Origin of the sequence: Collinsella sp. LCP19S3_A6 (assembly GCF_052122015.1) — a bacterium.
GTDB lineage: Bacteria > Actinomycetota > Coriobacteriia > Coriobacteriales > Coriobacteriaceae > Collinsella.
Genome location: NZ_JBQKDD010000004.1, coordinates 56,220 through 81,428, shown reverse-complemented (window position 1 = coordinate 81,428; position 25,209 = coordinate 56,220). Strand labels below are relative to the sequence as shown.

Sequence of the window (25,209 nt, the reverse complement as noted above, 5' to 3'; positions counted from 1 at the left end):
AGAGGCGGCTTTGTAAGTCGCGGAAGTGGTCCCAAGTGCCGGATTGTAAGCAGATTTGGCTGTGCGTTACTTGTCGGTGCCCAGCTTGTGCGGTTTGTAGGCGAGGGCGTTGACGAGTGCCTCGGCAGCGGATTTGACAGCCGCCGGCTGCGGATCGTTAACGTGGTCCTCGGGGTGCACGGGTAGGTCCTTCTTGACGGCATCGTGGATGAGCTTAAGGTACTCGGTCACGCCGGTAGTCGACAGGTGCGTGCCGTCGCCATCGAACAGGTCGTTGCGGTTGGCGCTGTGCCCGTACCAGTCGATAACGCGTACATTCTTGTAGCGCGTAGCGGCGTTGGCGATGGCCTGGTTCGTGGACCCGACCCACGGCTGCGGGCTACGCGTGTTTACAAACACGACAATACGCTGATCACCGGCGTCGGCCATGATCGCGTCGACCTGGGCGTCCGTTACCAAACCGTTGGTGCCCAGGGCAAAGACCACGATCTTGCCGGCAAGGTTCTGCTGGATATAGCCCTCAAATGTCGCGCGGCCCGCATCAAACTGGCGGCCCTTTTCGGCATCGATGTGGCTGTGCGGGAACACGCCGTCAAAGGCATCGACGGCGCGCAGGGACACGGAGTCGCCAATCATGAGCAGGTCGTAGGCTCCGTCGGGGAAGCCGTCGTCGTCTTTGTCGGAGTCGTCGGCCGCCTGCTGATCTTGAGGCTTTGCATTTTTGGCCTCCTTGTTTAGGATTTCGGCGCCCTCGCCGCTCAGCGCGGATGTGTCGGGCACAAAGACCAGGCCGCCCAGCGCCACAACAAGCGCGACGGCGCAAACGGCGCAGGTGGGGACATGTGCGCGCATCCAGCCGGCGGGCGTGGTGGTGCCGTCGCGGAGCTCGGAAACGGTGCGCCCAAAAGCGCCCTTCCTAAACGGCGTTTCGATAAAGCGATAGGAGCACTCGGCCACGGCGACCACCAACAACACCTGCAAAATGTAGTGCCACCAGGGCGTATCGTTGATGTTGGCGACCGGGTTCATAAGCAGCAGCAGCGGATAATGCCACAGATAGATGCTGTAGGAGCGCTTGCCGATCCATACGAGCGGCTCGGCGGCCAAGGCCCGTGCGACCATGCCCTGGGGCTGCACGCATGCCGCGATAACCATCAGTGTGAGGATGGAGCACAGCAGCGTGCCTCCGCGATACTGAAACGCGGTATAGCCGTTGGTGAGCGCGACCATGGCGGCGAGTCCGACCAGGCCAACGACGCCCATCAAATCGATGGATGCGGGGGAGGACCAAAAGCGTGCGAGCTCACTTGGCTTTGTCGTGGCGGCCTCGGCGGTGTCGCTCTTTGACTTGTCGTGCTTGCCGGCGCCGGCCAGTCGGTCGAGCCCCAGATGGCGGACAAGGCGCGCAGGCGCCAGGTCGCGGTCGGGGATAAAGGCCATCCAGGCGCCCAGCAGCAACGAGAACACGCGGGTGTCGGTGCCGTAGTACACGCGGCTGGGGTCGGTGGCGGGGTTGTAGAGCACCATCATGGCGACGGCGGAGACGGCGGCGAGGCCCAGGACCACGCGGCGCGTGTTGGGCTTGCTCATGTGCACCGACACCATGGCGAGCAGCAGCGGCGGCCAAATAAGATAGAACTGTTCCTCGATGGCAAGCGACCAAAAGTGCGTGAGCGGCGAGGGGTCGCCCAGGGCGTTAAAGTACGAAACGTCCTGCATGATCTGCCACCAGTTATTAAAGAACAGCAGCGACGGCAGGATGTCGGGGCGCATCTTGGTGAGCATCACATGGTTAAAGACAGTGCACAGTGCGCAGGTCACCACCACGACGGTTACCACGGCGGGGAACAGGCGACGGATGCGGCGGATCCAGAAGCTCTTGAGATCGATACGACCGGTCTTTGCGATTTCGTTGAGGAGCAGGCGCGTGATCAAGTATCCCGAGAGCACAAAGAAGATCGTGACGCCGAGCAGGCCGCCCTGAGCCCACGTGAGGTTGAGGTGATAGAGCACCACCGCGACAACGGCGAGCGTGCGAAGGCCGTCGAGGGCGGGGATGTAGCGAGATTTGGGACGCGTGGGCGCCTGCTCTTTTGCGGCGCTGTCGGTGCGGGCGCCCTTGTTGGCGGGCGAGCGATGGGAGCCTGCAGCGCGGCGCGGCTCGGTGGTTTGGCGGTTAGTGCGCGAACGTTCGTGCGGCGCTTGTTGATCGCTCGCATGGCGTGAGCTGCGCGAGCTCGATCGCGGGAATTGTTCCATAAAACATCATCCAATGACGAGAATAATCAGCACGCTTTCATTGTAGCCGCCTACTCCTGTGAATGCTTGCTGCTGGCGTAAGCTCAAGCGCGCGTCCACATCAAAGTGAACTAAAGTTATAGAGGTGCGAGAGTGCACGATTGACGGCCGACAGCGGGTGCAGAGCCCGCGGACGAGGAGGTTTTCATGGCAGATTGCGGCATCGTTGCGGTGTTTGGCAGCATGAACATGGACCTTTCGGTGGCGTGCGACCGCATGCCGCGTGCGGGCGAGACCGTCGGCGGCAGCGGGTTTATCACCAACGCCGGCGGCAAAGGCGCCAACCAGGCCGTAGCAGCTGCGCGCATGGGTGCGCGCACGCGCATGATCGGCGCGGTCGGCCGCGACGCGTTTGGCTCGTCGCTCGTGGCGGGGCTCCAAGATGCTGGCGTGGACTGTGACTTTGTGGCGCGCTGCGACGACGTGGAGACGGGAACGGCGACCATCATTCGCTGTGAGGGCGATAACCGCATCGTGCTGTCGCCGGGCGCCAACCATGCACTTGCGGGCGAGGACGTTGCCCGCGCGCTGAGGCGCCTAGTGGCCGATGAGCTCGACGGCGACGCCAGCGAGATTGCCCCGGCTGCCGGAAGCGTCTTTATCGCCCAGGGCGAATGTGACCTTGTGGCGACTGTCGAGGCGCTTTTCTGCGCTCACGAGCTGGGGTTCTATACGGTCTTTAATCCAGCGCCAGCCTGCGAAGTGCCTGCGGAGGTCTGGCCTGCAGTCGACTTGGTTTGTCCCAACGAGACTGAGTGCCAGGTACTGACGGGCATCTTGCCTGCAGACGATGCGAGCTGCGTCGCGGCGCTCAATGCCTTGCTCGCCAAGGGTGCCGGTGCTGCGGTCATCACGCTGGGCGGCGCCGGCTCGGTTACGCTCGGCGACGACGGCGAGCTGCTGCGCATGCCGGCGCTTTCGAGCGCGGTGGTCGATACGACGGCCGCGGGCGATACGTTTATCGGTGCGCTTGCCGCGGCTCGTCTGGAGGGCCTGCCGCTCTTTGAGTGCATGGCCGCGGGTGCACGCGCCTCGGCGGTGACGGTGTCGCGCTTGGGCGCGCAGCAGTCGATTCCCACGCGCGCCGAAGTTGAGCGCGTGTTTGGTTTAGACGATTTAGTACAAGACGGAGAAGCGGAGTAGAACAATGGCAACCAAGAAGCTGATCCTTGATCTGGATATGGGTGTGGACGATGCGATGGCGCTTGCCTATGCCATCGCGAGCCCCGAGGTTGAGCTCGTGGGCATTACCACGTGTTTTGGCAACGTGCGCGTCGACCAGTCGGCGCGCAACTGCCTGGCGGTGCTTGACCTGTTGGGCCGTCCCGAGGTGCCGGTGTACCTGGGTGCTGACCGTCCTCTGCAGGCGACTGAGCCCTATACGCCGCCGGCGTCCACCGCGCTCATTCACGGCAAGAACGGCATCGGCGGCGCGAGCGTGCCCGCGTCGCCCTACGAGCCGGTGGGGGCGACGTCGGCCGATGGCAACGCTGCAGTCGATTATCTAATCGATGCCGCGCGCACCTATGGTCCCGATCTGGTCTACGTAGCGACCGGACCGCTCTCCAACCTGGCGCTTGCCCTGGAGCGCGATGCGACGGCGGTGATGTCTATTGGCCGCGTGGTGGTGATGGGCGGCGCCCTGACCGTGCCCGGCAATGTGAGCGCGGGTGCCGAGGCCAACATGGCAAGCGATCCCGAAGCGGCCGATGCCGTGCTGCGTTCGGGCCGCAAGCTCACTATGGTGGGCCTGGATGTGACGCATCGCGTGGTGCTCACGCGTCGCGACATTGCCGGATGGACGGGCTCGGGCACCATGGCGGGCTGTGCGTTTGCGAGCATGGTCGAGCACTACATTGGCTCGTACGAGATGAACGCTCCCTACCTGGGTGGTTGTGCGCTGCACGATCCGCTGGCCGTCGCCGTGGCGATCGACCCCACGCTCGTGGGTGCGCTCGGCTGCAATCTGCGTGTTGATCTGCTGGGCGAGTATCGCGGCCGCACCATTTGCGACGAGCATCGCCTGTCCGATCCGGACAAGAGCGCGCTTGTGGCGCTGACCGTGGATGCCCCGCGCTTCCTGTCCGAGTTCAAGACGCGCATGGCCCGTGTTCTTGGCTAGATGATTTCCGTGCCCCGCCCCATGTAGTCAATTTGGGACGGGGCTTTTTTAGCTACCGAGTAAATGTGCCCGTTGGGGGAATAGTCGTGCCACTTCGCTTGACAACAGGCTAAACTAGCTCATAAACATTTACTATTCTGTTTAGATTGAATTTGCGGTCGTTTAGTTGTCGAGTCATCAAGTTGTGATGCTCCGCCACGGCCGTTGCTAGGGGGAACAATGGCCAAAGCAAGTGTTCGCGAGATCAGCCGCATCACCGGTTTTTCGCCTGCGACCGTGTCCAACGCGCTCAACCGCAAGCGCAGCGTGAGTGAAGAGACCGCCAAGGTCATCCTGGAGTGCGCGCAATCGCTTGGCTATCAGCAGTCGACGCAGCTCGAGAGCATTCAGTTTGTGCTCGCGCGCAAGACGGGCGCCATTCTGGACGAGAGCACCTTCCATCCCGCGGTCATCGAGGGCGTGGAGCGCCAGGCGCGTCGTCACGGCATGAGCACGAGCTTTGTCTCGCTCGACTTTAGCGACTTGGACGCCGTGCGTCCGCAGGTCGAGGGCCTGATCGCCGATCCGTCCGCCGCTATCGTGCTGATGGGTACCGAGCTGGGTGAGGAAGACTACGCCCTGTTTGCCAACGCTGCCGCCCACCTGATCGTGCTCGATGGCTGGAGCGATCGTCAGTACTTCGATGCCGTGGTCATTGCCAACACCGACTCGGTGCTGCGCGCCGTGGATCACCTCATCGAGAAAGGTCACAGGCAGATCGGCTATCTGGCAGGCGACCTTCGCATCCGCAACTTTAAGGATCGCGAGCGCGGCTATCGCCAAGCGCTTGAGGACGCAGACCTTGAGGCCAACCCGACATGGCGCGTTACGCTGGGCACCACGCTCGAGGGCGCCTATCGCGACATGGGCGCATGGCTCGACAGCGTCTCGCGCGACGACCTGCCGACGGCTTTCTTTGCCGAAAACGACGTGCTCGCCGTGGGTGCCATGCGCGCGCTCAACGAGCACGGCATACGCGTGCCCGAGGATGTCTCGATCATCGGCTTTGACGACCTATCTCTGGGTGCCTTCTCCAACCCGCCGCTCACCACGGTGCACGTTCCCAAGCACGAGGTGGGCGAGATCGCGGTGCGCCGCCTGGTGGGCAACATCCGCAATCCCAAGAGCTATACCTGCAAGACAGCCGTATCGACCTATTTTGTCGAGCGTCAGAGCGTGCGTGAGATCTAGGCAAAGGCAACGCCGGGCCGCAGGGCGGCAAAGCCGTCGACGCGACCATTTCGTACACTGCCTAGCATGATTTTTCTGGGACGGGGATTAAAAACTCATTGATCCCCGTCCCGGGCAGCTCATTTGGGACGGGGCTTTTTTGACTGGTATGATTGGTGCGACCATTCGAACCAGCTAAAAGAGCCCCGTCCCAAATTGACTATCGAGAGGATCTGCCATGGAGCGCATCGCGAGTTTTTCCGTTGACCATTTGCTGCTTGAGCCCGGCGTGTATGTGAGCCGCATCGACCGCGATCCGGCGACCGCCGCTGTCGTTACCACCTTTGACCTGCGCCTGACCACGCCCAACAAGGAGCCGGTCATGAACACGGCAGAGTGCCACACCATCGAGCACCTAGGCGCGACATTCCTTCGCAACCATGCCGAGTGGTCGAGCCGCATTGTCTACTTTGGCCCCATGGGCTGCCGCACGGGCTTTTACCTGGTCGTGTTTGGCGAGGTGACGAGCGAGGAGATTCTGCCGCTCGTGCGTGAGTTGTTTGAGTTTGTCGCCGACTTTGAGGGCGATGTCCCCGGAGCCGCTCCCGAGGAGTGCGGCAACTACCTGGACCAGAACCTTCCCATGGCAAACTGGCTCGCGCGCCGCTACCTCGACCGCGACCTGGCCGATATCGACGAGAAGCACCTGCACTATCAGCAGGCGTAAGGGCTTATCGCCCAAAACGCGCACATTGGGCGCCTTCGCTTATGCGGGGGCGCCTTTTTGTTGAGTGGTCTGGACGAGCGTTCAAAATCGCTCATATTTGTTTTAGAATGTTCGTACAGTCACATTTACGAACAGGAGTGAACATGCATATCTACTCTGTCAACGATCCCGAGTTCAAGTCCTATGGCCGCGTGTGGGACGACGTCCCGTCCGGCCTGACCGCCCCACTCGTCGAGGCGCTCTCCGCTACGCCCATCCCCGAGGGCAGTAAGTACGTAGCGAGCGCGCCGGAGCTCGAGGGTGTCATGGATGCCGACAAGCTTGGCTTTCTCATGTTTGGCGGCCGCCCCTTCCAGCTCGGCTGGTGCAACGGGCACAACACGCGTCTCAACTGCCTGGAGTACCACCGCGCGAGCGAGTTCAACCTGGGGGCGCGTGACTTTATCCTACTCGTGGCGCATCGCTGGGAGATCGAGGGCGGCAAGCTCGACACCGCGTGCGTCAAGGCGTTCCGCGTGCCGGCAGGCAAGGTCGTCGAGGTTTTCAACACCACGCTCCACTACACGCCGTGCATGGTCGACGACGGTGGCTTCCAGGTGATGGTGGCGCTGCCCGCCGGTACCAACGGTCCGCGTCCCGAGGCTGCGGCCGATATGCCTGCTGCCGGCGACAGCTACTGCTACTGGAAGGCCGACAAGTGGGTTCTCTGCCATGCTGACAGCCCCAAGGCAGCCGAAGGTGGCTACGTAGGTCTCATCGGCAAAAACCTCGACATCGCCTGCGACTAGAATCTTCTGTCTCGATCTGTAACATCTAGCGGGCTAAATCGTCTCTACCTGTTACAGATCGAGACATACCGCCCCCCCAGCCACCACAAAGGTGCCTGTCCCCATTGTGGTGGCTGTCTAGAGCTGGCTGCGCAGATAGTCAGCCATATATGGAACAGCGAAACGCACGTAACCGCGGCGTGCCTGTTCGATAACGCCGGCGTCGATGAGGCGTCGGCGATACTTTTGCGCATAGTCGGGTGTGACTGACATGCGCTCGGCCACATTGGAGATGCGCGACACGCCGTCTTTGTCATCAGTCATTGCGTCGAGAAACGCGACGTCTTGGTCCGACAGCGCGGCGAGCGTCGTTTCACAAACATCGTTTTCGAAATCGGCCTTTGACGCTTCGATAGCTCCGTCGACTTGCTCTGGCGTTACGTATTCTCCTGCCTGGCAGCGATTGGCGATGTTGTAGCCGATGAGCTGCAGCATGTAGGGCGATCCTTGGGTTGCACGAGCGGCACGGAGGCGAAGATCGCCTGGAATATCAAGGTCGAGCTCTTCGAAAGCCCGCTGATAATAGGCATCGACATCTCCGACTGAAAGCGGTTCGAGCGTGACTTTGCGTGCGCGGTTGAGAAATGTCAGTACGCGGTCGTTGAGTGTCGCGGAGACTGCTCCCGGGAGGCCCGCCATGACGAGCGCGACGTTGAGTCCCTCGCCGACCAGCTCTTGATAGGCGGTGACGAGCTGTCTGATCTCGGGTGAATTTGCCTGGAGCTCGTCGATGAGGATGAGGATGCCGTGTCCCTGCTCGGTTAACTTGCGTGCCAACTGCGTGAGTTTGAACTGGAAACTCTTAGTTTCCTGTACGTCGCGCGTAAACTCGAGGCCGGCTGAGAAACCGAAGACGCTCAAACTGCCACCTGTAAGTTTGGGGAGACGATGCTTGTTGGCGTAAGGCTCGCCCGCTTCCTGGATTTTCTCAACAATGCGCTCGAGCATATCCTCGGAGGCTACGGTGGGCGTGGCGACAACAAAGCCGAGCTTGCGGGCGCGATCGGCAAGTTCCCACAACAGAACCGTTTTGCCGCTGCCTCGCTGGCCGAGTATGAGCATGGCTCGGTCTCGATTGCCCGGCTCCTGCTCAAGGCCGGAGATGAATGTCGAAATCACGCTCCCGCGTCCCACCAGATAGGACGGGCGATTTCCAAATGAGGGGGAGAAGATGGTTTCAGTCATAAGTCTCCTTTCATTATTTTCCTATTTTTTCCTTTTTTTCCTATTCAGTCAAATGAGTTGCTGAGCGAAGGCGGCTACGTAGGTCTCATCGGCAAAAACCTCGACATCGCCTGCGACTAGAATCTTCTGTCTCGATCTGTAACATCTAGCGGGCTAAATCGTCTCTCCCTGTTACAGATTTAGACAAACTGCAAGGGACTGGCCGAACAATCTCAATCTGTAACACCAGGCCCGGTTTTGACGGCCTAGCTGTTACAGATCGAGACAAACCGCCCCAACCCACCACAAAGGTGCCTGTCCCCTTTGTGGCGGCTTGGGCAGGCGGGTATCAAGAAGTGTCAGGCGGGGTGGCTGCCGGGCGCCTGCACGCGAAAAGAAGTATCGGCCTGTGCCGTTGCCGTTGAGCGGTACCCCGTTTGCAGGGATACTGAGCCTATGACAACAGCGTGCGAAAGGATTGATACATGGCTTTCCGTAATGACTTCCTGTGGGGCGGCGCAACGGCTGCCAACCAGTGCGAGGGTGCCTACGACGTGGACGGCCGCGGCCTGGCCAAGCTGCATGCTCGCCGCGGGTAGCTACTACCCCTACAGCTGCCGTCCGGGCGATGTGCGCCAGGCGCAGCTCGATAACCAGGACAACTACTTCTTCGTCGACGTCCAGAGCCGCGGCTACTACCCGGCATATGCCGTCAAGAAGCTCGAGCGTCTAGGCATCGATGTGGGCATGACGGACGAGGACCGCGAGATCCTGGCCGCTAACACCGTCGACTTCATCAGCTTTAGCTATTACAGCACCCGCTGCTCTGCCGGTGCCGATAACCCCGATGTCGAGCGCACCCAGGGTAACGCCTTCGCCGGCGCCAAGAACCCCTACCTGCAGGAGAGCCAGTGGGGCTGGGCCATCGATCCGCTGGGCTTCCGCATCACCCTCAACGACCTGTACGACCGTTATCAGAAGCCGCTGTTTGTGGTCGAGAACGGTCTGGGCGCCAAGGATGTTGTCGAGGAGGATGGCTCCATCAACGACGACTACCGTATCGACTACCTGCGCCAGCATATCGCCGCGATGCGCGATGCGGTGACCGAGGACGGCGTTGACCTGCTGGGCTACACCACCTGGGGCCCGATCGACCTGGTGTCTGCCGGCACGGGTGAGATGTCCAAGCGCTACGGCTTTATCTATGTGGACCGCGACGATGCAGGCAACGGTACCCTCAAGCGTTCCAAAAAGAAGAGCTTCGACTGGTACAAGAAGGTTATTGCTTCTAATGGTGAGGACCTGTCCTAAGGAAGCTGAGACGCTCAACTTCATAGCCTTCTAACCAAGGCGCCCGGCGAGTAGTTATTGCTCGCCGGGCGCCTTGCCGTCTGCGGATTTTGGGACATGCGGCCCGCTTTTTGGGCCCGCCTGTCGGTACACTAAAGGGACTATGAGTACCCGCGAGCGACATATCGGCCACGCGGCCGCCCGGACCGCTCCGGTTGCGGATCCCAGGGGCGGCAGGCTCTTCGCCATGCCGCGATTCCTTGTTGGCATAACACATCAGGTGTACCGTCACCGCGTCTTTGCTATCGCCGGCGCCATCACCGCGCTGTTCCTCATGCTTTTGGCGATCTTGCCGGTGCTGTTCGCCTTCGACCCCAAACTTTCTAACGCCGTGCCCGCCTATAGCGAGGTGTCCGAAGAGGTCGTGGATGCGCTCGCCCATTCGAGCCCTCTCCCGCTGCTTGTCGCCGCAATTGTATTTTCGACTTGGGGCGTGTTGGTCTATCTGCGTTGTTTGGACTATGTGTTGCGCCGCCGCCTTGTTGCCATCGCCACCATCTGTGCCCTGTGGATGATCGAGGTCATTCTCAAGTACAAGTCGTTCACGCCGTTCTATGCCACCATGCTGTGGTACCTGTACTACGTGCCCATGACGCTCATTCCGCTGCTCTACCAGCTCTGCGGCCTGCGCCTTGCGGGCCTGGAGCAACGCCGCCTGGGTCGCCGCTACCGTGCTGCGCTGTGGATTGTGGCCATCCTGCTTATCGGATTTGTGCTCACCAACGATTTTCACCAGCAGGTCTTCCGCTTTGACCGTACAAGCGACACCTGGAGCAACGATTACACGTACGGCCGGGGTTATTTCGCCTTCCTCGTGTGGACGGCCTTTAACTTCGTGGCCTTTTTTGTCCTGGTTGGTCGGTCCTCGTCCTTTCGCATCCAACGTTTCTCGGGCACGGCGGCGCTCGTGCTGCTGGGCGGAGCATTCTTTGGCATCTCATATGCTCTGCGCGTGCCCTGGGCATGGAGGCTCAACTTTTCGCTCGTCTATTGCATCCTGTGCGTGGTGGCGATGGAAATCTGTCTCGATTGCGGTGTCATTCCGTCGTACCACGATATCGCCGGCATCTTCGACACCTTGCCGCTTGACCTCAAAGTTCTAACGCGCGACCTGCAGGAGGTCTATGCCACGCCGGTGTCAAAGCCAATGCCGGTAGGCGTGCGCGAGGAGCTGCGGACCCAGGAGCACGGACGCGCCCATGCCTTTACCGTGGCGTCCGATCCCGATGTGATGTATCGTGCTTTTCCGCTGCTGGGGGGATCGGCCCTGCTGGCCCAAGATGTATCGGAGCTCAACGAGCTCAATCGCGAACTGGCACATCGTCGCATGGAGCTGCAACGCCAAAACGAGCTGCTTGCCGCCGACTACGACCTTAAGACACATTTGGCAGATCAAGAGGCCGAGACCTTGCTAGTCCAAGACGTGGACCAGGCGCTTGCCCGCGCGCTCGAAGAGATGTACGACTTGTTGAGCTCGCTGCCGCCGTTGACTGACGAGGAATCTTCGCGCGAGCGTTACCGCATGCTGCAGCGCGCCAAGATGCTCGTTGCCTATTGCAAACGGAAGGGGTCGCTCACGTTGGCACAGCACGGGGAGAGCGGTTTTGACCGCGACCGCATTCAGCTCATTGCCAACGAGCTCGCAAGCGACCTGCGCACGATCGATGTCGATTGCGCCTCGATTATTGCCATACGGCGCCCGATGCACGCCAGTACGGTAAGCGCGCTGTACGACTGCGTGTATGACTTTGCGTTTTTTGCCTACGCCACCGATCATCCGGCACTTATGTATCACTTGGGCGACCATGACCGATGCAGCGTCGAGCTGCGCGCCACACTTTTTTCCAACGATGATGAAGATCTTTCGCAGACGCCCGCTGCGCAAGAGCTCGAAAGCGCTTTGCAAGGGCGCAACGTGGCATACCGCCTTGAGGGCGAGTCCGGTCAGCTGCGCATGATCGTCTTGATGCCGAGGGCGGGTGAGTGACGATGCAGATTTCGCTCATACTTCCCCAAATCGTTGCGCTCGATGTTGTCTTTGCCCTGGCTGCGTGTCTGCAGACGATCCACGTCCCGCTCATCGCATCGCGCCGCTCGTCCTATAACCGTAAGGTGATTTGCGCCTACGAGGCGAGTCTTGTGCTTCACCTGATGATTTCGGCGCTCATCTTGTTCACGTCGTCTGGCTCGTATCTGGTGGCGCCGCTTGACGTTTGCGCCAGGGCAATGGGCGGAGCGTTGTGGCTCAATGCCGCAATCTTTGCCTATGGCGTGGTACTTATGGTGCGCTATCGTCGCCTCGTCATGCTGGTCGAGCTGTTGCTTGTTGTCGCCGTTACACCACCGGTGGTTTTTGCCATGGGCTCGGCGTGGACCGTTGTCCTTATCGCAGAGGGAGCGTTCTTCCTGTTCCGTTCCATCGCGGCGCTCTTGATGGACGTCCGTAACCGCCAAGAGGATATCACCTTGTTCTCGACGATCGAGACCATCAACGTGATTCCCGTGGGCATCCTGTATCTAGACCCGAGGGGCCGTCCGCTGCTCATGAACCGCTGCATGCGCAAAAACCTCGTAGAGCTCCATATGCCCACCGACCTGGGCGACATGAGCAGCACATGGAACGACCTGCGCAAACTGAGCATGCAAATGCCCGAAAGCAGCGCCAATCGCGCCCATATCGACCTTGATCGCTTTGGTAGGGATCGCGCCGTGGTCGAGATCTCTCCTTCCGAGATTCGTCTGTTCGTGCGTGACTCCGTTACGGTCTCGAGCCGTCCGTTCGAGCGCGTCGTCGGCCTGGACGTGACGGAATACGCACACGCCTACGACCGTCTGGCGCAAGCCAACCACCTGCTTGAGCGTGCTGGCCAAGAGCTCCAGGCCCAGATTGAAGAAGCCAAAAAGGTTGCCGACAATGCGGCCTACCTACGTATGCGTGCCCGCGTTCACGATGTGATCGGCCAGCGCCTGTCCATTCTTCATCGCTATTTGGAGGAGGGACGTCTGGATGATGAGTCACTCGAGCAGATTGACCCGTTGCTGCGCTCAATCGCCGCCGATTTGCGCAGTGGCGGTGCCAGCGAGCCTGCAGAGCAGCTGAGCGATATCGTCCACGCCTTTGGCTTGGTGAGTGTGCAGATCGATGTTGAGGGTGCGCTGCCTGAGGACGCGCGTGTCGCCGCCGCATTTTTGCAGATTATCCGCGAGGCCTCGACCAATGCCACCAGGCATGCGCAGGCGCATCGGGTCCACGTGCGCCTGTGGCAGGAGGGGACGAATGCTAGCGCCGTCGCGCACATGACGATTTCTAACGACGGGTCCCCGGCCTCCGTATCGTATCGCGAGGGAACGGGTATCCCAGGTATGAGGCATGTCGCGCAAGATTTGGGCGGCGGCCTGGAAGTCCACGCCGCCCAGCCCTTTACGCTTGCGGTGTCCATCCCGCTGAGCCCCAACGCCACGGTCCAAAGGAGAAGTTCATGATCCGCGTGTTAATTGTCGAAGATCAGGCCATTCTACGCGAAAGCCTGGCGCGCTCCGTTGGCGACCAGCCCGATATGACCGTCGTCGCCGCGATCGCCGATGCCTCCGAGGCCTTGGGTGTCGCGCTCAAGGAGCGCCCGGACATGATATTGATGGACGTGTGCACCGAACACGATTCAAACGGCATCGTGGCGGCGGCGCGCATCAAGGAGCAGCTGCCCGAGTGCCGCGTCATCATCATGACAGGCATGCCCGAGATCACCTTTGTCGATCAGGCTCGCGAGGCGGGCGTCGATAGCTTTGTGTACAAGAACGTTGGTATCGACGAGCTGTTTGCCGTGATGCGCTCCACGCTGGCGGGCTACTGCACGTTTCCCAAGCCGCCCGAAAGCATTTTTTCGGGCACGGCGGCACTCGACGATGTCGAGCTGTCGATTTTGCGCCTTGCCTGCGAGGGCAAAAGCCGCCGCGAGATCGCGGCCGAGCTGTTTATGAGTGAGGGTACCATCAAGCGTCGCATCTCGGAGATTCTGAGCAAGACCGGCTACGACAACATCATGCGCCTGGCCGTGCGCGCGGTAACGGAGGGCAGCATCGTTCCCAACATGGAGCGCCCGTAATCGACGCGCTCGCCGTGTTCTGGCGCCGTAAAGATAGGCCGTCCGCCGTTTTGCATCAGAAAACGACGGGCGGCCTGCTTGTGCGGCTGTGCTGTCGGCATAAAAACGACGGGGCCGCAGGATCAACTCCTGCGGCCCCGCCTGGCAAGTGCACGGATGCGTCCGCCAATCCGCGGCTGATGTTACGTGCCGCTACGCGATGGTTGCGGTGTAGGAGGCGACGTCCTCGTAGGAATCGGTCAGGTAGGCGTCGATGCCGATGGTCGTGTTGACCAGGTCGTCAAGGCTGTCAAGCTCGCCGCTCGAGAACGTGAATTCCTCGGTGGCGTTGGTGCCGGGCATCAGGTTAGCCGAGAACCAGGGTTCCTTCATGGTGCCGTTGACGTTGGTCTTGCCGGAGGGAGCGTAGAAGGTCAGGTCCTTGTCGCTCTTGTTGGTGATGTTGACGACAAAGCCGATGTCGCCCCATTCGTCCTTGAACTTCTCGGTGATGGTGATGGTGCACAGATCGTCATCGGCGACGGTGACGGCGGGGGAGATTTCGACGCTCTGGACATCGTCGTCTTCGACGGCCTCATCGATCTCCTCTTCCTTCTCGGCCGCCTCGCGATCCTTTTTTAGCGTACCGGACAGATCCTTGTCGGACTTCGTAAAGATAAGCTTGTCGCCTTCCACCTCGAGGACGAGCTTGCCGTCCTTGAGTTTCATGTCCTGCGAATCGCCGTCGGCGGTGATGGTTGCAGTGGTGGCGTCCTTGGCCTCCCATTTCAGGTCGGCGACCTCAAGGAACATGTCGAGGACGCCCGTGCCGTCTTCGTCGAGGATCAGGATACAGTTGAGGCCCCACTCCTTGAGCATATCCATGTACTCATCGGTGAGCTCTTCGCCCTCCAGGGTTCCACCCGAGAGTTCCCAGCTGCCGACGAAGTTGGCCTTGGGGTCCTTGCCGCCGCCGCTGCAGCCCGTCAGGGCAAAGGCGAGCGCCAGGACGCATGTCAGAAATGCGAGTACGGACTTTTTGAACGTTGTCTTCATGGTGTCCTCCTTTATCGAACGAAACCCATAGAAGCAAATGCGGGGGTGGCGGACCCCCCGCCAATTACCAGATAGAGGGGTTAGGGCCTAGGCGTTCCGCAGTTGCTGCAGAACTTGCCGCCGTTTTCGCTGCCGCAGTTGGGGCAGAACCACTTGGCCGGTGCCGGGGCGGGTGCGGGGCCGCCGCATTCGGGGCAGAACTTGCCGGTGTTGGTGGCACCGCAGCTGCAGGTCCATGCGCCGGCCGCGGGGGCAGCGGCAGGAGCCGGTGCGGGGGCGGGTGCCGGAGCCGGCTGTGGGGCGGCCTGCTGCTGTGCCTGGCCGGCGGCGAACAGCTGGCTGGCGTTCATGCCGCCCATGCCGCCCGCCATGCCCATGCCCATAAAGCCGGCCATCGCGCCGTTGGGGTTGGCGGCTGCCGCGCGCATCGCATCGCTCTGGGCGCTGGCGATGTTGGCGGCTGCCATGGTGGGATCGCGCATGACCGCGGCCTTCTGCAGGTCCTTGATCATTTGCTCGTCTTCTTGCGAGGCGGCGATGGAGTTGACGCCAAAGCTCACGATCTCGACGCCGCGCAGGTCGCGCCAGTCGGCGGAGAGAACCTCGTTGAGCGCGCGGGCGAGCTCGGTGGTGTGGCCGGGGATAGCGCTGTAGCGGATGCCCATCTCCGAGATCTTGGCAAAGGCGGGTTGCAGAGCGGTGAGCAGCTCGGACTTAAGCTGGCTGTCGATCTTATCGCGCGTGTAGCTATCGGTCACGTTGCCGCACACGTTGGTGTAGAACAGCAGCGGGTTGGTGATGCGGTACGAATACTCGCCGTTGCAGCGAACGGAGATGTCGACATCCAGGCCAATGTTGTTATCGACCACGCGGAAGGGCACAGGCGAGGCGGTGCCGTACTTGTTGCCGATGATCTCCTTGGTGTTGATGAAGTAGACGCGCTGGTCTTTGCCCGCGTCGCCGCCAAAGGTAAAACGGCTGCCGATATTGGCGAACGTCTCCTTGATGGAGTCGCCCAGGTTGCCGCTAAAGACGCTCGGCTCGCTGCCGGTGTCAAAGACAAACTCGCCGGGCTCCAGCGCGACCTCGATGATCTTGCCGTTTTGCACCACGAGCATGCCCTGGCCGTCGTTGACGGCGATGACGGAGCCGTTGGAGATGACGTTGTCCTCGCCGCGCGTGTTGGAGCTGCGGCCGCCGGTGCGCTTGCTGCCCTTGCAGGCCAAGACGTCAGCGGGCATCGATTCGCAATAGATATATTCCTTCCACTGGTCGGCCATGACGCCGCCGGCAGCACCCAATCCAGCTTTCAAGAGTCCCATGGTGATCTTCCTTTCTCGTCAAAGGCCGGGTGGTATTGGTCAGAATGGCTAATCGTCCTTGTTGTCCTTCATGACAACGGTGGTCTCGGTGTGGCTGAAGGTGTCGTGCTTCTCGGTCAAGTCGAGCTCACCGCAGTAGCAATCGGCGTGGGTGGCCTCGTTGGTCGTCTTGAGCTGGCCTACCAGCAGCACGTCTCCGATGATTACGATGATCAGCGGCGCGACGATGTTGATGAGGATGCCCTCGACATCAAAGGTGAGGTAATCCGGATCGAAGGCGTTCTCGCCCATAAAGAGAATCTGGGAGAGGACAAATCCGATCACAAAGAACAGCACCGAGGCGATAGCGAGCTTGGGCTTGGAGCAGGGCAGCTCGCCGACCATGCGACCGGTCTGGCCGTTCATGGCAAACAGGTAGCTCTTGCCGTTCCACGAGGTGGAAAGCATCCACACGGGGAACAGGGCATAATCGTTTTCTTCCCAGGTGTAGTCGAGCTGCTTGCTTTCGACCGTGGCGTCGTCATATTCGTCGACGACGGTCTCGCGCAGGGCCGAAATCGTACTTTCTTCCATACGCCGCTCGGCGCGCGCCTTGCAGGTCTCGCAATCCTCATCGTAGCGGTTGGCGATGTAGCCGGGCATATACGCGACCGAGAACGGGCGCAGCGCGTCGTAGTCAAACGGCTCGATGGCATCCATATGGCCGTCGGGCATCTTGGACGATCCGTCGACGGGCACGCGCTCAAACGAGATTTTGCCCTTACGGTAGGCGTCGTAGTGGTCGGTGGTCGTGACGGTGCGGTCGGATTCCTCGGTCACGGTCTCGTTGGTTGCATCGAAGTACACTTCGCCATCCACGCGGGCGCCGTAGAGCCAAAACGGCACGTAAACGCCTTGGACTTCGTCGATGTGGTTGCCGGTGACAAAGCTCTTGGGCAGCAGGATTTTGCCCTTGTAATGCTCTTTGAGTGCTGCCATAACATCATCGCGCCCGAGCTTAAACGGAATCACCAGGTCGGGTGAGAAGTCGCCCGAGAGCTGGCCGGGCGCCACGGCGGAGTTGCCGCAGTATGGGCAGGTGGTAACGGCGACGGTGCCGTCCGAGACCAGCTCGGCGCCGCACGACGAGCAGATGTAGCCGGCGTTTTGGGCCAGATCCTGCACGGCATCGTCGACAGCAGGTTTGGGGGCCGCGGCTGCGGCATCGGCTTTGGCATCTGCCTTGTCCTGGCGCTCGCGATAGAGGGCCTCGACTTCCTCGACTTCAAAACGCGAATCGCAGTAGACGCAGACAAGCTTTTGTTCGGCACTGGCAAAGTGAAGGGGGCCGCCACACGCGGGGCACTGATAGTTGACACTCTCGAAGGCCATGATCGGTCCTTTCCGTGCCGGAGGCTATGCGCCGATGGCGCCGCCGCAGTATTCGCAGCGTCCACTGGCATCGGGAATGGTGGTTGCACCGCAGAAGGGGCAGGTGACCGCGGTCTTGGGGGCCTTGGCGGCCACGACGCTGTCGCGTGTCTCCTGACGCAGCTGTACCAGCGCATCGCGGACTTCGGTTGCCTGGCGCTTGGCCTCGCGGTACTCGATGGACCCGCGCTGATCGATGGTGGAGTCGTTCACGCGCAGGTTGATCTCGGTAAAGTACGGCGTGTTGACGTGGATGGTCAGGTTAAAGTCGTAATCCAGGTCGTAGCGCGGCGGGTTGTAGCTCTCGCGCTCGCCGTCCTTGGTCTCGCGATAGATCTCGGTGCGATGCTCGTCGATATCCATATCGCAGCCGAGTACCTGTGAGAACTCGATGATGTCGGGATTGGCGTCGCGCCAGCGGCTCTGCGAAGTGATGATCAGCAGGCCCGCGTCCTCATCGAGCATGATGTTGGTGCGCCCGGCAGAGAGCGTGCGCGTGGGGTTGAACGAGGCCAGGCGCTCGGCGTTGGCCTCGCGGTAGGCGAGTTGCTCGCGGATATCGTCCGCGGTGCTGGAGCGCCAACCACTAAAGAAGGGGGAGAGCTTGCCTGCGCACTCTTTGCACAGGTAGCCTTCGTTGATTTTGGTCTTTCCCAAAAGCCCCAGTTCGGTACCGCAAATCGCGCACTCTTTCTTCTCGAACATCTTGTCAAAGAAGCCCATGGCTGCCTCCCATCAACAGGTAGCGTGTGTCACTTTTGATGATGGGTGAGCGCGCGATCTTTCACGATACCCAGACGGCTCAAGGAGTCTCCACAACTGGGACACATGGCCCATTTTCGGCCACTCATTGGCCACTCATTGGGGGCGTACTTAAATGAGTACAGTTGAGCGTTCAGGACATTGCCGCAACGCTTTTCCTTTCGCGCTCTACGCTCTACCGCCACATTTCCTCGATCAACAGAAAGACCGGTACCGACTCGCGTGTGGCCCTTATCAACTTCTTCTGGTCCTGGGCACCCAAGGACTAGCGTATGAGGCGCCGCCCAGTTCCTTACTCTAACGGGGGGATGTGGCTCCAAAGCGCACCCGCATCGACGCTTCGCCTGCGCTAAACTGGAGGGCACGTACGCGATTACGAGAGGAGCCCGCATGGAGGCTTACAAGCAAGAGTTCATCAAGTTTATGGTTGAGTCCGACGTTCTTAAGTTCGGCAGCTTTACGCTCAAGAGTGGTCGTCAGTCCCCGTTTTTTATGAACGCCGGCGCTTACGTGACAGGCTATCAGCTCAAGAAGCTGGGCGAGTATTACGCCCAGGCCATCCACGATAACTTTGGCGACGACTTTGATGTGCTGTTTGGACCGGCCTACAAGGGTATTCCGCTGGCCGTCGTGACCGCAATTGCCTACCACGAGCTGTACGGCAAGGAGGTCAAGTACTGCTGCGACCGCAAGGAGGCCAAGGACCACGGTGCCGATAAGGGCAACCTGCTGGGTTATGAGCCCCAGGACGGCGACCGTGTGGTCATGGTCGAGGACGTTACCACCAGCGGCAAGTCCATCGACGAGACCTATCCCAAGGTTAAGGCTGCCGCCGACGTCGAAATCAAGGGCCTGATCGTGTCTCTCAACCGCATGGAGGTCGGCAAGGGTGGCGTGACCACCGCTCAGAAGGAGATCGAGGCAAAGTACGGTTTCCCCGTCGCGAGCATCGTCTCCATGGCCGAGGTCGTCGAGACCCTCTACAACCACGAGATCGATGGCAAGGTCGTCATCGATGACGAACTTAAGACCGCCATCGACGCCTACTACGAGCAGTACGGAGCTCGGGAGTAGGTAGTTACGTGGGTTTACCAACCCTATCGGTTCCGCCGTTCTGCGGAACGGCGGACCCACCGACGCTGCGCGCCGCCCAGAGCGACAATTTGTCATTCAAAAGACGAGGCATGACCAGAAGGTCAATGCCTCGCCTTTTTCATGCCAACTTGTTCTCCCTGGACGTCGCTCGCTGTCCGTCCTCTACTTGCGGCGTTGTCTTGCTCCGGATGCGGCCCGCTCGCTGCCGTTGCCAGAGTAGCCATTGGGGACGTTCTTAAACGACTAGTCGTTGGGGACATTCTTGTTTGACTAGTCGTTTAAGAACGTCCCCACCGACTGGGGCTGGCAGATCGATCCGCTGGGCCTGCGCATCGCCCTCAACGAGATTTACGCCCGCTACGAGATTCCGCTGATGGTGGTCGAGAACGGCATGGGCGCCTACGACGAGGTCGAGGAGGACGGCTCCATCCATGACCCGTATCGCATCGCCTACCTGCAGAGCCACATCAAGGCCATGGGCGAGGCCATTGCCGATGGCGTTGACCTGATAGCCTACACCTGGTGGGGTCCCATCGACCTGGTTTCCGCCGGCACTGGCGAGATGCGCAAGCGCTACGGCTTCATTCACGTCGATAAGTACGACGACGGCACCGGTACCTACGAGCGCCGCCGCAAGGACAGCTTCTTCGCATACCAGAGATCATCAAGTCCAACGGCACCGAGGGCTTGGAATAATTGAGCCCCGGCGTTCCGCCGAACGCCGGACCGGCCGCCGACTACGTGACCACCGACGTCGATGACGACGGCATCTGGAACGCTTTTGTTCACCCGGGGCTTATCGAGGCTTAATCGACAATATGAGTGCCACTGGGGAAAAGGTTTTGGAAGGGCTTGGAAGGGCTTGTGATTCGGGCCCTTGCCTTAGCATTTTGGCCATTTGGCACTATAATCACCATAGGTATGCGCATAACGTTGCGCTTAATCAAGAGGAGAAAACGTATGGGTCTGTTTGATATGTTCAAGAAGAAGGCTGAGCCCGTGGCTGCCGCTGCTCCGGCCTCCATTTCTGCTTCTGCCGGCGCCGACGTGCTGTGTTCGCCCGTCAAGGGCAAGGTCATCAAGATGGCCGACGTGCCCGATCCCGTCTTTGCTGGCGAGGTTTTGGGCAAGGGCTGCGCCGTGTGGCCCGAGGACGACCTGGTCTACGCTCCCTGCGACGGCAAGGTGACCGTCACCATGGGTCACGCCGTGGGCCTGCAGTCCGATAGCGGCATCGAGGTTCTGGTGCACGTTGGCGTCGATACCGTCAACATGAATGGCGACGGCTTCGAGGGCTTCGTCAAGGCCGACGACGTCGTGAAGGCCGGCCAGCCCTTGCTCAAGATCGACCGCGCCAAGATCGCTGCCGCCGGTTACAAGGACTGCGTCGTCGTGGCCGTGTCCAACACCGCCGAGTTTGCCGATGTCGAGCTCGCTGTCGAGGCCGAGTCTGCCGTCGCCGCCGGTGACGCCATCGTTAAGGTCGTCCGCAAGTAGTCTGCGGCATCCAGAAGATGCACAAGGGTGGTCGGGTTATCCGGCCACCCTTTTTTAGTAGGCCGAGTAGGCGCATTTTATTGCAGGGGGCTTGCTTTATGGGCCATTCACTCGTCAAATTGAGCCGCCTACGCTTTTGCGACGTAGGGGGTTGAACGGAGCCGCTAATATGGACCTACTGTTACGACGTGCGCTGCGCGGGAAACGCAGCGCCGCTTGTTTGGAGGAATGTCATGAAAAAGAAGCTGCTGCTTGCGCCCCTGATGGCTGCCCTGGTCGCGTGCGTGGTTTTGCTTTCCGGCTGCGGAGGGCCTTCGGTGGAGGAGCTCATCACCGACGACCTTACGAGTCAGTTTGACGAGATCAAGAACGGCGGCGATGATTTCCTCTCCGGCCTGGAAGAGGCTTCGGGCGACGAGTTTGAGCAGCTGGGCATCGATCCCAAGGAGTATGCCAAGAGCTATCTCGAGGGTTTTGATTACAAGATCGGTGATGTGACGGTCGATGAGGACAAGGGCACCGCGACCGCCGAGGTCACCATCACCTGCAAGTCCATGAACAAGATCGTCGAAGATTTCGCCACCCAGTATCAGGAGAAGATCGCCGCACTCGATACGATGCCTTCCGAGGACGAGCTGTACAAGATGGCCGGCCAGGTGATGGTCGACGTGACCAAGGCCGCTAAGACCAAGGACACCAAGGTCACCTTTAAGTATTCCGCCAACGAGGATAGCGAGTGGTCTGCCGACGATTCCGCAACCACCGAGATGATGAATGCGATGATGAACTAGTTCGTTGCGGCGTTTTACCAAACGCCGCAACTGCTCGACGCTGCGTGGGCACCAGAGCGACAACTTGTCATTCAAAGAGGACGGCATGACCAGAAGGTCTATGCCGTCCTCTTTTCATGCCAATTTGTTCGCTCTGGTGCCCGCTCGCTACTCGCCCAGCACCAGCGCCGCGAGCTCTGCCTGGCTGTCCACCACGTAGTCGGCGCCGGCGGCTTCCAGCTCTGCGCGGCCGCGGAAGCCCCAGCTGACGCCTGCGCTCTTAAGACCGGCGTTGTGGCCGGTCAGGATATCGACATTGGAATCGCCTACGTAGAGCGTGGTCGCCGGGTCGGCGCCCAGCTCTTCCATCACATGCAGCGTGACGGGTGCCTCGGGCTTAGGCGGAAACGCATCGACACGGCCCTGTACCAGCGCAAAGCGCTCGGAACCAAAATACTTCTCGATAAGCGGGGCCGCCGAGACGTGGTCCTTGTTAGTGAGCACGGCAAGCTGCACACCCGCGGCACGCAAGCGGTCGAGCATCTCGATCGTGCCGGCATAGGGGGCGGTGTGGTCCTCCTTGTGCTCGCCGTAATAAGCCCTAAACTCGGCAAGCGTCTGCTCAAACATACGGCCGTCGCCCGCGTACTCGGCGGGCATAAAGCGCTCAACCAGCTTGAGCATACCGTTTCCCACCTTGTAGCGGTACTCGTCAACGGCAAACGTGGGCCAGCCGTGCGCCTCGCAGGTATGGTTGCCGGCGGCTGCCAGGTCCTCGAGCGTGTTGAGGATGGTGCCGTCCAGATCAAAGATCACATGGGAAAAAGCTGCTGCCATGAAAGCTCCCGTCGTTGGGTTTCAAAATGCACCCCATAATACTGGGCTTACGCGTTGGGTGTGCTTGGAATCTGAACATCTCCAGGGATATCAGGTGACATCGCGCCACTCATGAGATTCCGCCCTAGCAAATTCTCGGCAGCTGCTCTCCCACGAGCATGTCGAGGATGCGGGTAGAGCCCCAGCCGGTGCGCACGCGCACGGCGGGACGGGAGCCCTCGGCAAGTGGCAGCACGCGACCGATGATGGCGGCATTCTCGCCGTAGCGGGCGACGCGCATGGCGGCTAGAGCCGCATCGCCTTGCTCGGCCGGCACCACGGCGACCATCTTGCCCTCGTTTGCTACCTGCAGCACATCGTAGCCGAGCATCTCACATGCCGCCTGCACGTCGGGGCGCACGGGCACGGCATCCTCGTCGATCTCCATGGCAACACCGCTGGCCTGGGCAAACTCGTTGAGTGTGGATGCCAGGCCGCCGCGCGTGGGGTCGCGAAAGCAACGCGTGCCGGGCGCTGCGGCCAAAACGTCGGCAATCAGGTGGTTGAGCGGCGCGGCATCGCTTTCGATCGTGCTCGAAAACGCCAGGCCCTCGCGCTGGCTCATGATGGCGATGCCGTGGTCGCCGAGTGTGCCCGACACCAGGATGACATCGCCAGGCTGGCAGTTTGCACCGCTGAGCGCCACATCCGCAGGCACTTCGCCCACGCCGGCGGTATTGATGTAGACGCCGTCGGCCCCGCCGCGCTCAACAACTTTGGTGTCGCCGGTGATGATCGCTACGCCCGCCTCGCGCGCCGTCTCGGCCATGGTCTGCACAATCTGGCGGAGCTTATCCATGGGATAGCCCTCTTCGAGGATAAAACCGCACGATAGGTAGCGCACGTTGGCGCCCGAGGTCGCGACATCGTTGACGGTTCCGCACACGGCGAGACGGCCGATGTTGCCACCGGGGAAGAACTGCGGCGAGACTACAAAGCTGTCGGTCGACATGGCGATGCGCCCGCTCGCGGGCAGCGCGGCGACGCCGGCGTCGTTGCCTTCGAGCAACTCGGGCGTCCCAAAGGCATCCAAAAAGACCTCATCGATGATGCGTTTCATCATCTGACCGCCGGAGCCATGGCCCAAAAGGATGGTGCTATCGGTGATGCTATGGGACATATCCAAAACTCCAATCGTGGGTGGAATTATATGGGTGAGGCGCAGCGTCGACCAGTCCGCCGCTCGTTAGAACGGCGGAACCTAATAGTCGCGGTAGCGGTAGTACGCCGCGCAGCTGCCTTCGGAGCTCACCATGCACGGGCCGACGGGGTGCTCGGGCGTGCAGGTGCGGCCAAAGAGCGGGCAGCCGCTCGGCGTAATGGCCCCGCGCAGCACGTCGCCGCAGCGGCACCCACGCGGCTCGACCGTCGCCTCAACGGGCACGTCAAAGCGGGTACGGGCATCAAAGCGCGAGAACTCAGGGCGGATGGAAAGGCCCGAGTTGGCAATCGGCCCCAGCCCGCGCCATGTGGTGTCGTATGGCTCAAACACCTGCTCGACCAGCTGTCGCGCCACGGGGTTGCCGTCTGCGTTGACGCCGCGACGGTAGGCGTTGTCGATCGCGGGCCTGCCCTCGACAGCCATCTGGACCAGCATGCAGATGCCTTGCAGGATATCGACCGGTTCAAATCCCGTGACCACGCCCGGGGTATCGAACTCGTCGACCAAAAAGCTAAAGGGCGCCAAGCCCGTGATAGTGGCGACGTGGCCCGGCAAGATAAAGCCGTCGATGGCGGTCTCGGGATCGTTGGCGATGGCGCGCAACGCCGGCGGCGTGGTCTTGTGGGCGCAATAGACCGAAAAGTTCAAAAGCCCGCGCGCCTCGGCCTCCAAGATGGCAGCGGCGATGGTGGGCGTCGTAGTCTCAAAGCCCACGCCCATAAAAATGACCGGGCGTTCGGGATTTTGCTCGGCAATGTCGAGCGCATCGAGCGGGGAGTAGACGATGCGGATATCGCGCCCTGCCGCCTTTTGCGCAGCGAGCGAGGTGGACGATCCGGGCACGCGCATCATGTCGCCAAAGGTGGTGATGATGGCGCCGTCTATGTTGGCGAGCGCGATCGCGTGGTCGATGTCACGGTTGGCGGTAACGCAGACGGGGCAGCCCGGGCCGCTCAGCAGCTTGAGCCCGGCCGGCATAATGGAGCGAAAGCCATAGCGGCCGATGCTCACGGTGTGCGTGCCGCAGACTTCCATAAGGTTGATGGTACGGTCGCCGACAAGACCGCGAATGCGTTCGATGAGCTCGCGAGCCAGCTTGGGGTCGCGAAATGCCGAAAAGTCGATACCGGAGCGAGCCGGCTGTCCGGCCGCCACTAGTATGCCTCGGCCGGGTTGCTGGCCAGTTGGTCTTCTTCGGCCAGTTCGGTCATGGCATTAACGAGCTCGAGCGTTTCTTGCGCTTCCTGCTCGTCGACGATCTGGATGCCAAAGCCGGCGTGCACGAGAATATAGTCGCCAACCTGCGCCGTCGGCACGAGTCGCAGCGACACCGGACGCTCGACGCCCATCATATCGACGGTGGCCTTGAGGCCGTCGTCGCGTTTGACTACTTTACCGGGGACGGCAAGGCACATATTGTTCCCCTTTTAGACGCTTTGCGCTGGATAGGCGCTCGATAATCCATCAGTTGATGGTAGCG

23 protein-coding genes and 2 pseudogenes are annotated in these 25,209 nt (G+C 60.9%); 15 read left to right on the top strand and 10 right to left on the bottom strand.

All coding sequences use genetic code 11. The features are described 5' to 3' along the window. Positions 1 to 66: 66 nt before the first annotated feature. On the bottom strand, positions 67 to 2,259 hold the full coding sequence (locus ACTQVX_RS03785; protein WP_441560256.1) for an acyltransferase family protein: 2,193 nt from the start codon (positions 2,257 to 2,259) through the stop codon (positions 67 to 69). Between the two features lie 186 nt (positions 2,260 to 2,445). Here ACTQVX_RS03785 and ACTQVX_RS03780 point away from each other — a divergent pair, with 186 nt between their 5' ends. From ACTQVX_RS03780 to ACTQVX_RS03760, 5 genes are all read left to right on the top strand, one after another. After that, the gene (locus tag ACTQVX_RS03780; protein WP_441560254.1) at positions 2,446 to 3,441 is read left to right on the top strand and encodes a ribokinase; all 996 of its coding nucleotides are present in this window, start codon (positions 2,446 to 2,448) and stop codon (positions 3,439 to 3,441) included. Positions 3,442 to 3,445: 4 nt separating this feature from the next. Beyond that, the gene (locus ACTQVX_RS03775; protein ID WP_441560253.1) at positions 3,446 to 4,420 is read left to right on the top strand and encodes a nucleoside hydrolase; all 975 of its coding nucleotides are present in this window, start codon (positions 3,446 to 3,448) and stop codon (positions 4,418 to 4,420) included. A 219-nt stretch (positions 4,421 to 4,639) separates the two neighbouring features. Then, positions 4,640 to 5,650: a LacI family DNA-binding transcriptional regulator gene (locus tag ACTQVX_RS03770; protein WP_427793677.1), complete on the top strand. Its 1,011-nt coding sequence runs from the start codon at positions 4,640 to 4,642 to the stop codon at positions 5,648 to 5,650. Between the two features lie 217 nt (positions 5,651 to 5,867). Then, positions 5,868 to 6,356 carry an S-ribosylhomocysteine lyase gene (locus ACTQVX_RS03765; RefSeq protein ID WP_441015328.1) on the top strand — a complete coding sequence of 163 codons (489 nt, stop codon included), beginning with the start codon at positions 5,868 to 5,870 and terminating at the stop codon, positions 6,354 to 6,356. A gap of 143 nt (positions 6,357 to 6,499) precedes the next feature. Continuing rightward, complete coding sequence (locus ACTQVX_RS03760) at positions 6,500 to 7,144, top strand: DUF4867 family protein (RefSeq protein WP_427727276.1); 645 nt, start codon at positions 6,500 to 6,502, stop codon at positions 7,142 to 7,144. 117 nt (positions 7,145 to 7,261) lie between these two features. Here the strand turns inward: ACTQVX_RS03760 and ACTQVX_RS03755 are convergent, their stop codons facing one another. Continuing rightward, the gene (locus ACTQVX_RS03755; RefSeq protein WP_441560251.1) at positions 7,262 to 8,368 is read right to left on the bottom strand and encodes an ATP-binding protein; all 1,107 of its coding nucleotides are present in this window, start codon (positions 8,366 to 8,368) and stop codon (positions 7,262 to 7,264) included. A gap of 464 nt (positions 8,369 to 8,832) precedes the next feature. Here ACTQVX_RS03755 and ACTQVX_RS03750 point away from each other — a divergent pair, with 464 nt between their 5' ends. From ACTQVX_RS03750 to ACTQVX_RS03730, 5 genes and pseudogenes are all read left to right on the top strand, one after another. Then, on the top strand, positions 8,833 to 8,946 hold the full coding sequence (locus ACTQVX_RS03750; protein ID WP_154518215.1) for a family 1 glycosylhydrolase: 114 nt from the start codon (positions 8,833 to 8,835) through the stop codon (positions 8,944 to 8,946). Then, positions 8,927 to 9,658, top strand: a pseudogene (locus tag ACTQVX_RS03745) (family 1 glycosylhydrolase); the annotation flags it as partial. The gene ACTQVX_RS03750 and the pseudogene ACTQVX_RS03745, both read left to right, overlap by 20 nt. 142 nt (positions 9,659 to 9,800) lie before the next feature. Continuing rightward, positions 9,801 to 11,684 (top strand): histidine kinase N-terminal 7TM domain-containing protein, encoded by a 1,884-nt coding sequence (locus ACTQVX_RS03740; RefSeq protein WP_441540373.1) that lies wholly within the window; start codon positions 9,801 to 9,803, stop codon positions 11,682 to 11,684. After that, complete coding sequence (locus tag ACTQVX_RS03735; protein ID WP_441560249.1) at positions 11,681 to 13,180, top strand: sensor histidine kinase; 1,500 nt, start codon at positions 11,681 to 11,683, stop codon at positions 13,178 to 13,180. Before ACTQVX_RS03740 ends, ACTQVX_RS03735 begins: the two co-directional genes overlap by 4 nt. Continuing rightward, positions 13,177 to 13,800 (top strand): response regulator transcription factor, encoded by a 624-nt coding sequence (locus ACTQVX_RS03730; RefSeq protein WP_418825693.1) that lies wholly within the window; start codon positions 13,177 to 13,179, stop codon positions 13,798 to 13,800. Before ACTQVX_RS03735 ends, ACTQVX_RS03730 begins: the two co-directional genes overlap by 4 nt. Positions 13,801 to 13,992: 192 nt before the next feature. On the opposite strand, the gene ACTQVX_RS03725 is transcribed toward ACTQVX_RS03730, so the two are convergent. From ACTQVX_RS03725 to ACTQVX_RS03710, 4 genes are all read right to left on the bottom strand, one after another. Next, complete coding sequence (locus ACTQVX_RS03725) at positions 13,993 to 14,835, bottom strand: hypothetical protein (protein WP_427727291.1); 843 nt, start codon at positions 14,833 to 14,835, stop codon at positions 13,993 to 13,995. A gap of 80 nt (positions 14,836 to 14,915) precedes the next feature. After that, positions 14,916 to 16,157, bottom strand: coding sequence for an SPFH domain-containing protein (locus ACTQVX_RS03720; protein WP_441560247.1), 1,242 nt, complete (start codon positions 16,155 to 16,157; stop codon positions 14,916 to 14,918). Positions 16,158 to 16,205: 48 nt separating this feature from the next. Then, the gene (locus ACTQVX_RS03715) at positions 16,206 to 17,528 is read right to left on the bottom strand and encodes a hypothetical protein (RefSeq protein WP_441560245.1); all 1,323 of its coding nucleotides are present in this window, start codon (positions 17,526 to 17,528) and stop codon (positions 16,206 to 16,208) included. Positions 17,529 to 17,552: 24 nt separating this feature from the next. Continuing rightward, the gene (locus tag ACTQVX_RS03710) at positions 17,553 to 18,290 is read right to left on the bottom strand and encodes a DUF4428 domain-containing protein (protein WP_441032084.1); all 738 of its coding nucleotides are present in this window, start codon (positions 18,288 to 18,290) and stop codon (positions 17,553 to 17,555) included. Positions 18,291 to 18,454: 164 nt separating this feature from the next. Between ACTQVX_RS03710 and ACTQVX_RS03705 the strand changes: the two genes are divergently transcribed. The 5 genes and pseudogenes from ACTQVX_RS03705 to ACTQVX_RS03685 all read left to right on the top strand — a co-directional run bounded on the left by ACTQVX_RS03705 (position 18,455) and on the right by ACTQVX_RS03685 (position 21,712). Continuing rightward, positions 18,455 to 18,598 (top strand): LuxR C-terminal-related transcriptional regulator, encoded by a 144-nt coding sequence (locus ACTQVX_RS03705; protein WP_427727303.1) that lies wholly within the window; start codon positions 18,455 to 18,457, stop codon positions 18,596 to 18,598. A gap of 121 nt (positions 18,599 to 18,719) precedes the next feature. Continuing rightward, positions 18,720 to 19,403: an orotate phosphoribosyltransferase gene (pyrE, locus tag ACTQVX_RS03700; RefSeq protein WP_006236284.1), complete on the top strand. Its 684-nt coding sequence runs from the start codon at positions 18,720 to 18,722 to the stop codon at positions 19,401 to 19,403. Between the two features lie 313 nt (positions 19,404 to 19,716). Beyond that, positions 19,717 to 20,120, top strand: a pseudogene (locus tag ACTQVX_RS03695) (family 1 glycosylhydrolase); the annotation flags it as partial. 264 nt (positions 20,121 to 20,384) lie between these two features. Further along, positions 20,385 to 20,921, top strand: coding sequence for a PTS sugar transporter subunit IIA (locus tag ACTQVX_RS03690; RefSeq protein ID WP_427719835.1), 537 nt, complete (start codon positions 20,385 to 20,387; stop codon positions 20,919 to 20,921). A gap of 233 nt (positions 20,922 to 21,154) precedes the next feature. Further along, entirely contained in the window at positions 21,155 to 21,712 is a 558-nt protein-coding gene (locus ACTQVX_RS03685) for a hypothetical protein (protein ID WP_441560243.1), read from the top strand. A gap of 147 nt (positions 21,713 to 21,859) precedes the next feature. Here the strand turns inward: ACTQVX_RS03685 and ACTQVX_RS03680 are convergent, their stop codons facing one another. The 4 genes from ACTQVX_RS03680 to ACTQVX_RS03665 form a co-directional block, all read right to left on the bottom strand. Next, positions 21,860 to 22,528 carry an HAD family hydrolase gene (locus tag ACTQVX_RS03680; RefSeq protein ID WP_229770728.1) on the bottom strand — a complete coding sequence of 223 codons (669 nt, stop codon included), beginning with the start codon at positions 22,526 to 22,528 and terminating at the stop codon, positions 21,860 to 21,862. 124 nt (positions 22,529 to 22,652) lie between these two features. Next, positions 22,653 to 23,687, bottom strand: a complete 1,035-nt coding sequence (gene hypE / locus ACTQVX_RS03675; RefSeq protein WP_441057303.1) for a hydrogenase expression/formation protein HypE — start codon at positions 23,685 to 23,687, stop codon at positions 22,653 to 22,655. Positions 23,688 to 23,768: 81 nt separating this feature from the next. Then, a complete protein-coding gene (hypD, locus tag ACTQVX_RS03670; RefSeq protein WP_441560241.1) occupies positions 23,769 to 24,884 on the bottom strand; it encodes a hydrogenase formation protein HypD in 1,116 nt (371 codons plus the stop codon). Then, entirely contained in the window at positions 24,884 to 25,144 is a 261-nt protein-coding gene (locus ACTQVX_RS03665; RefSeq protein WP_427727316.1) for a HypC/HybG/HupF family hydrogenase formation chaperone, read from the bottom strand. The genes hypD and ACTQVX_RS03665 overlap by 1 nt, the downstream gene beginning before the upstream one ends. Between the last annotated feature and the right edge of the window lie 65 nt (positions 25,145 to 25,209).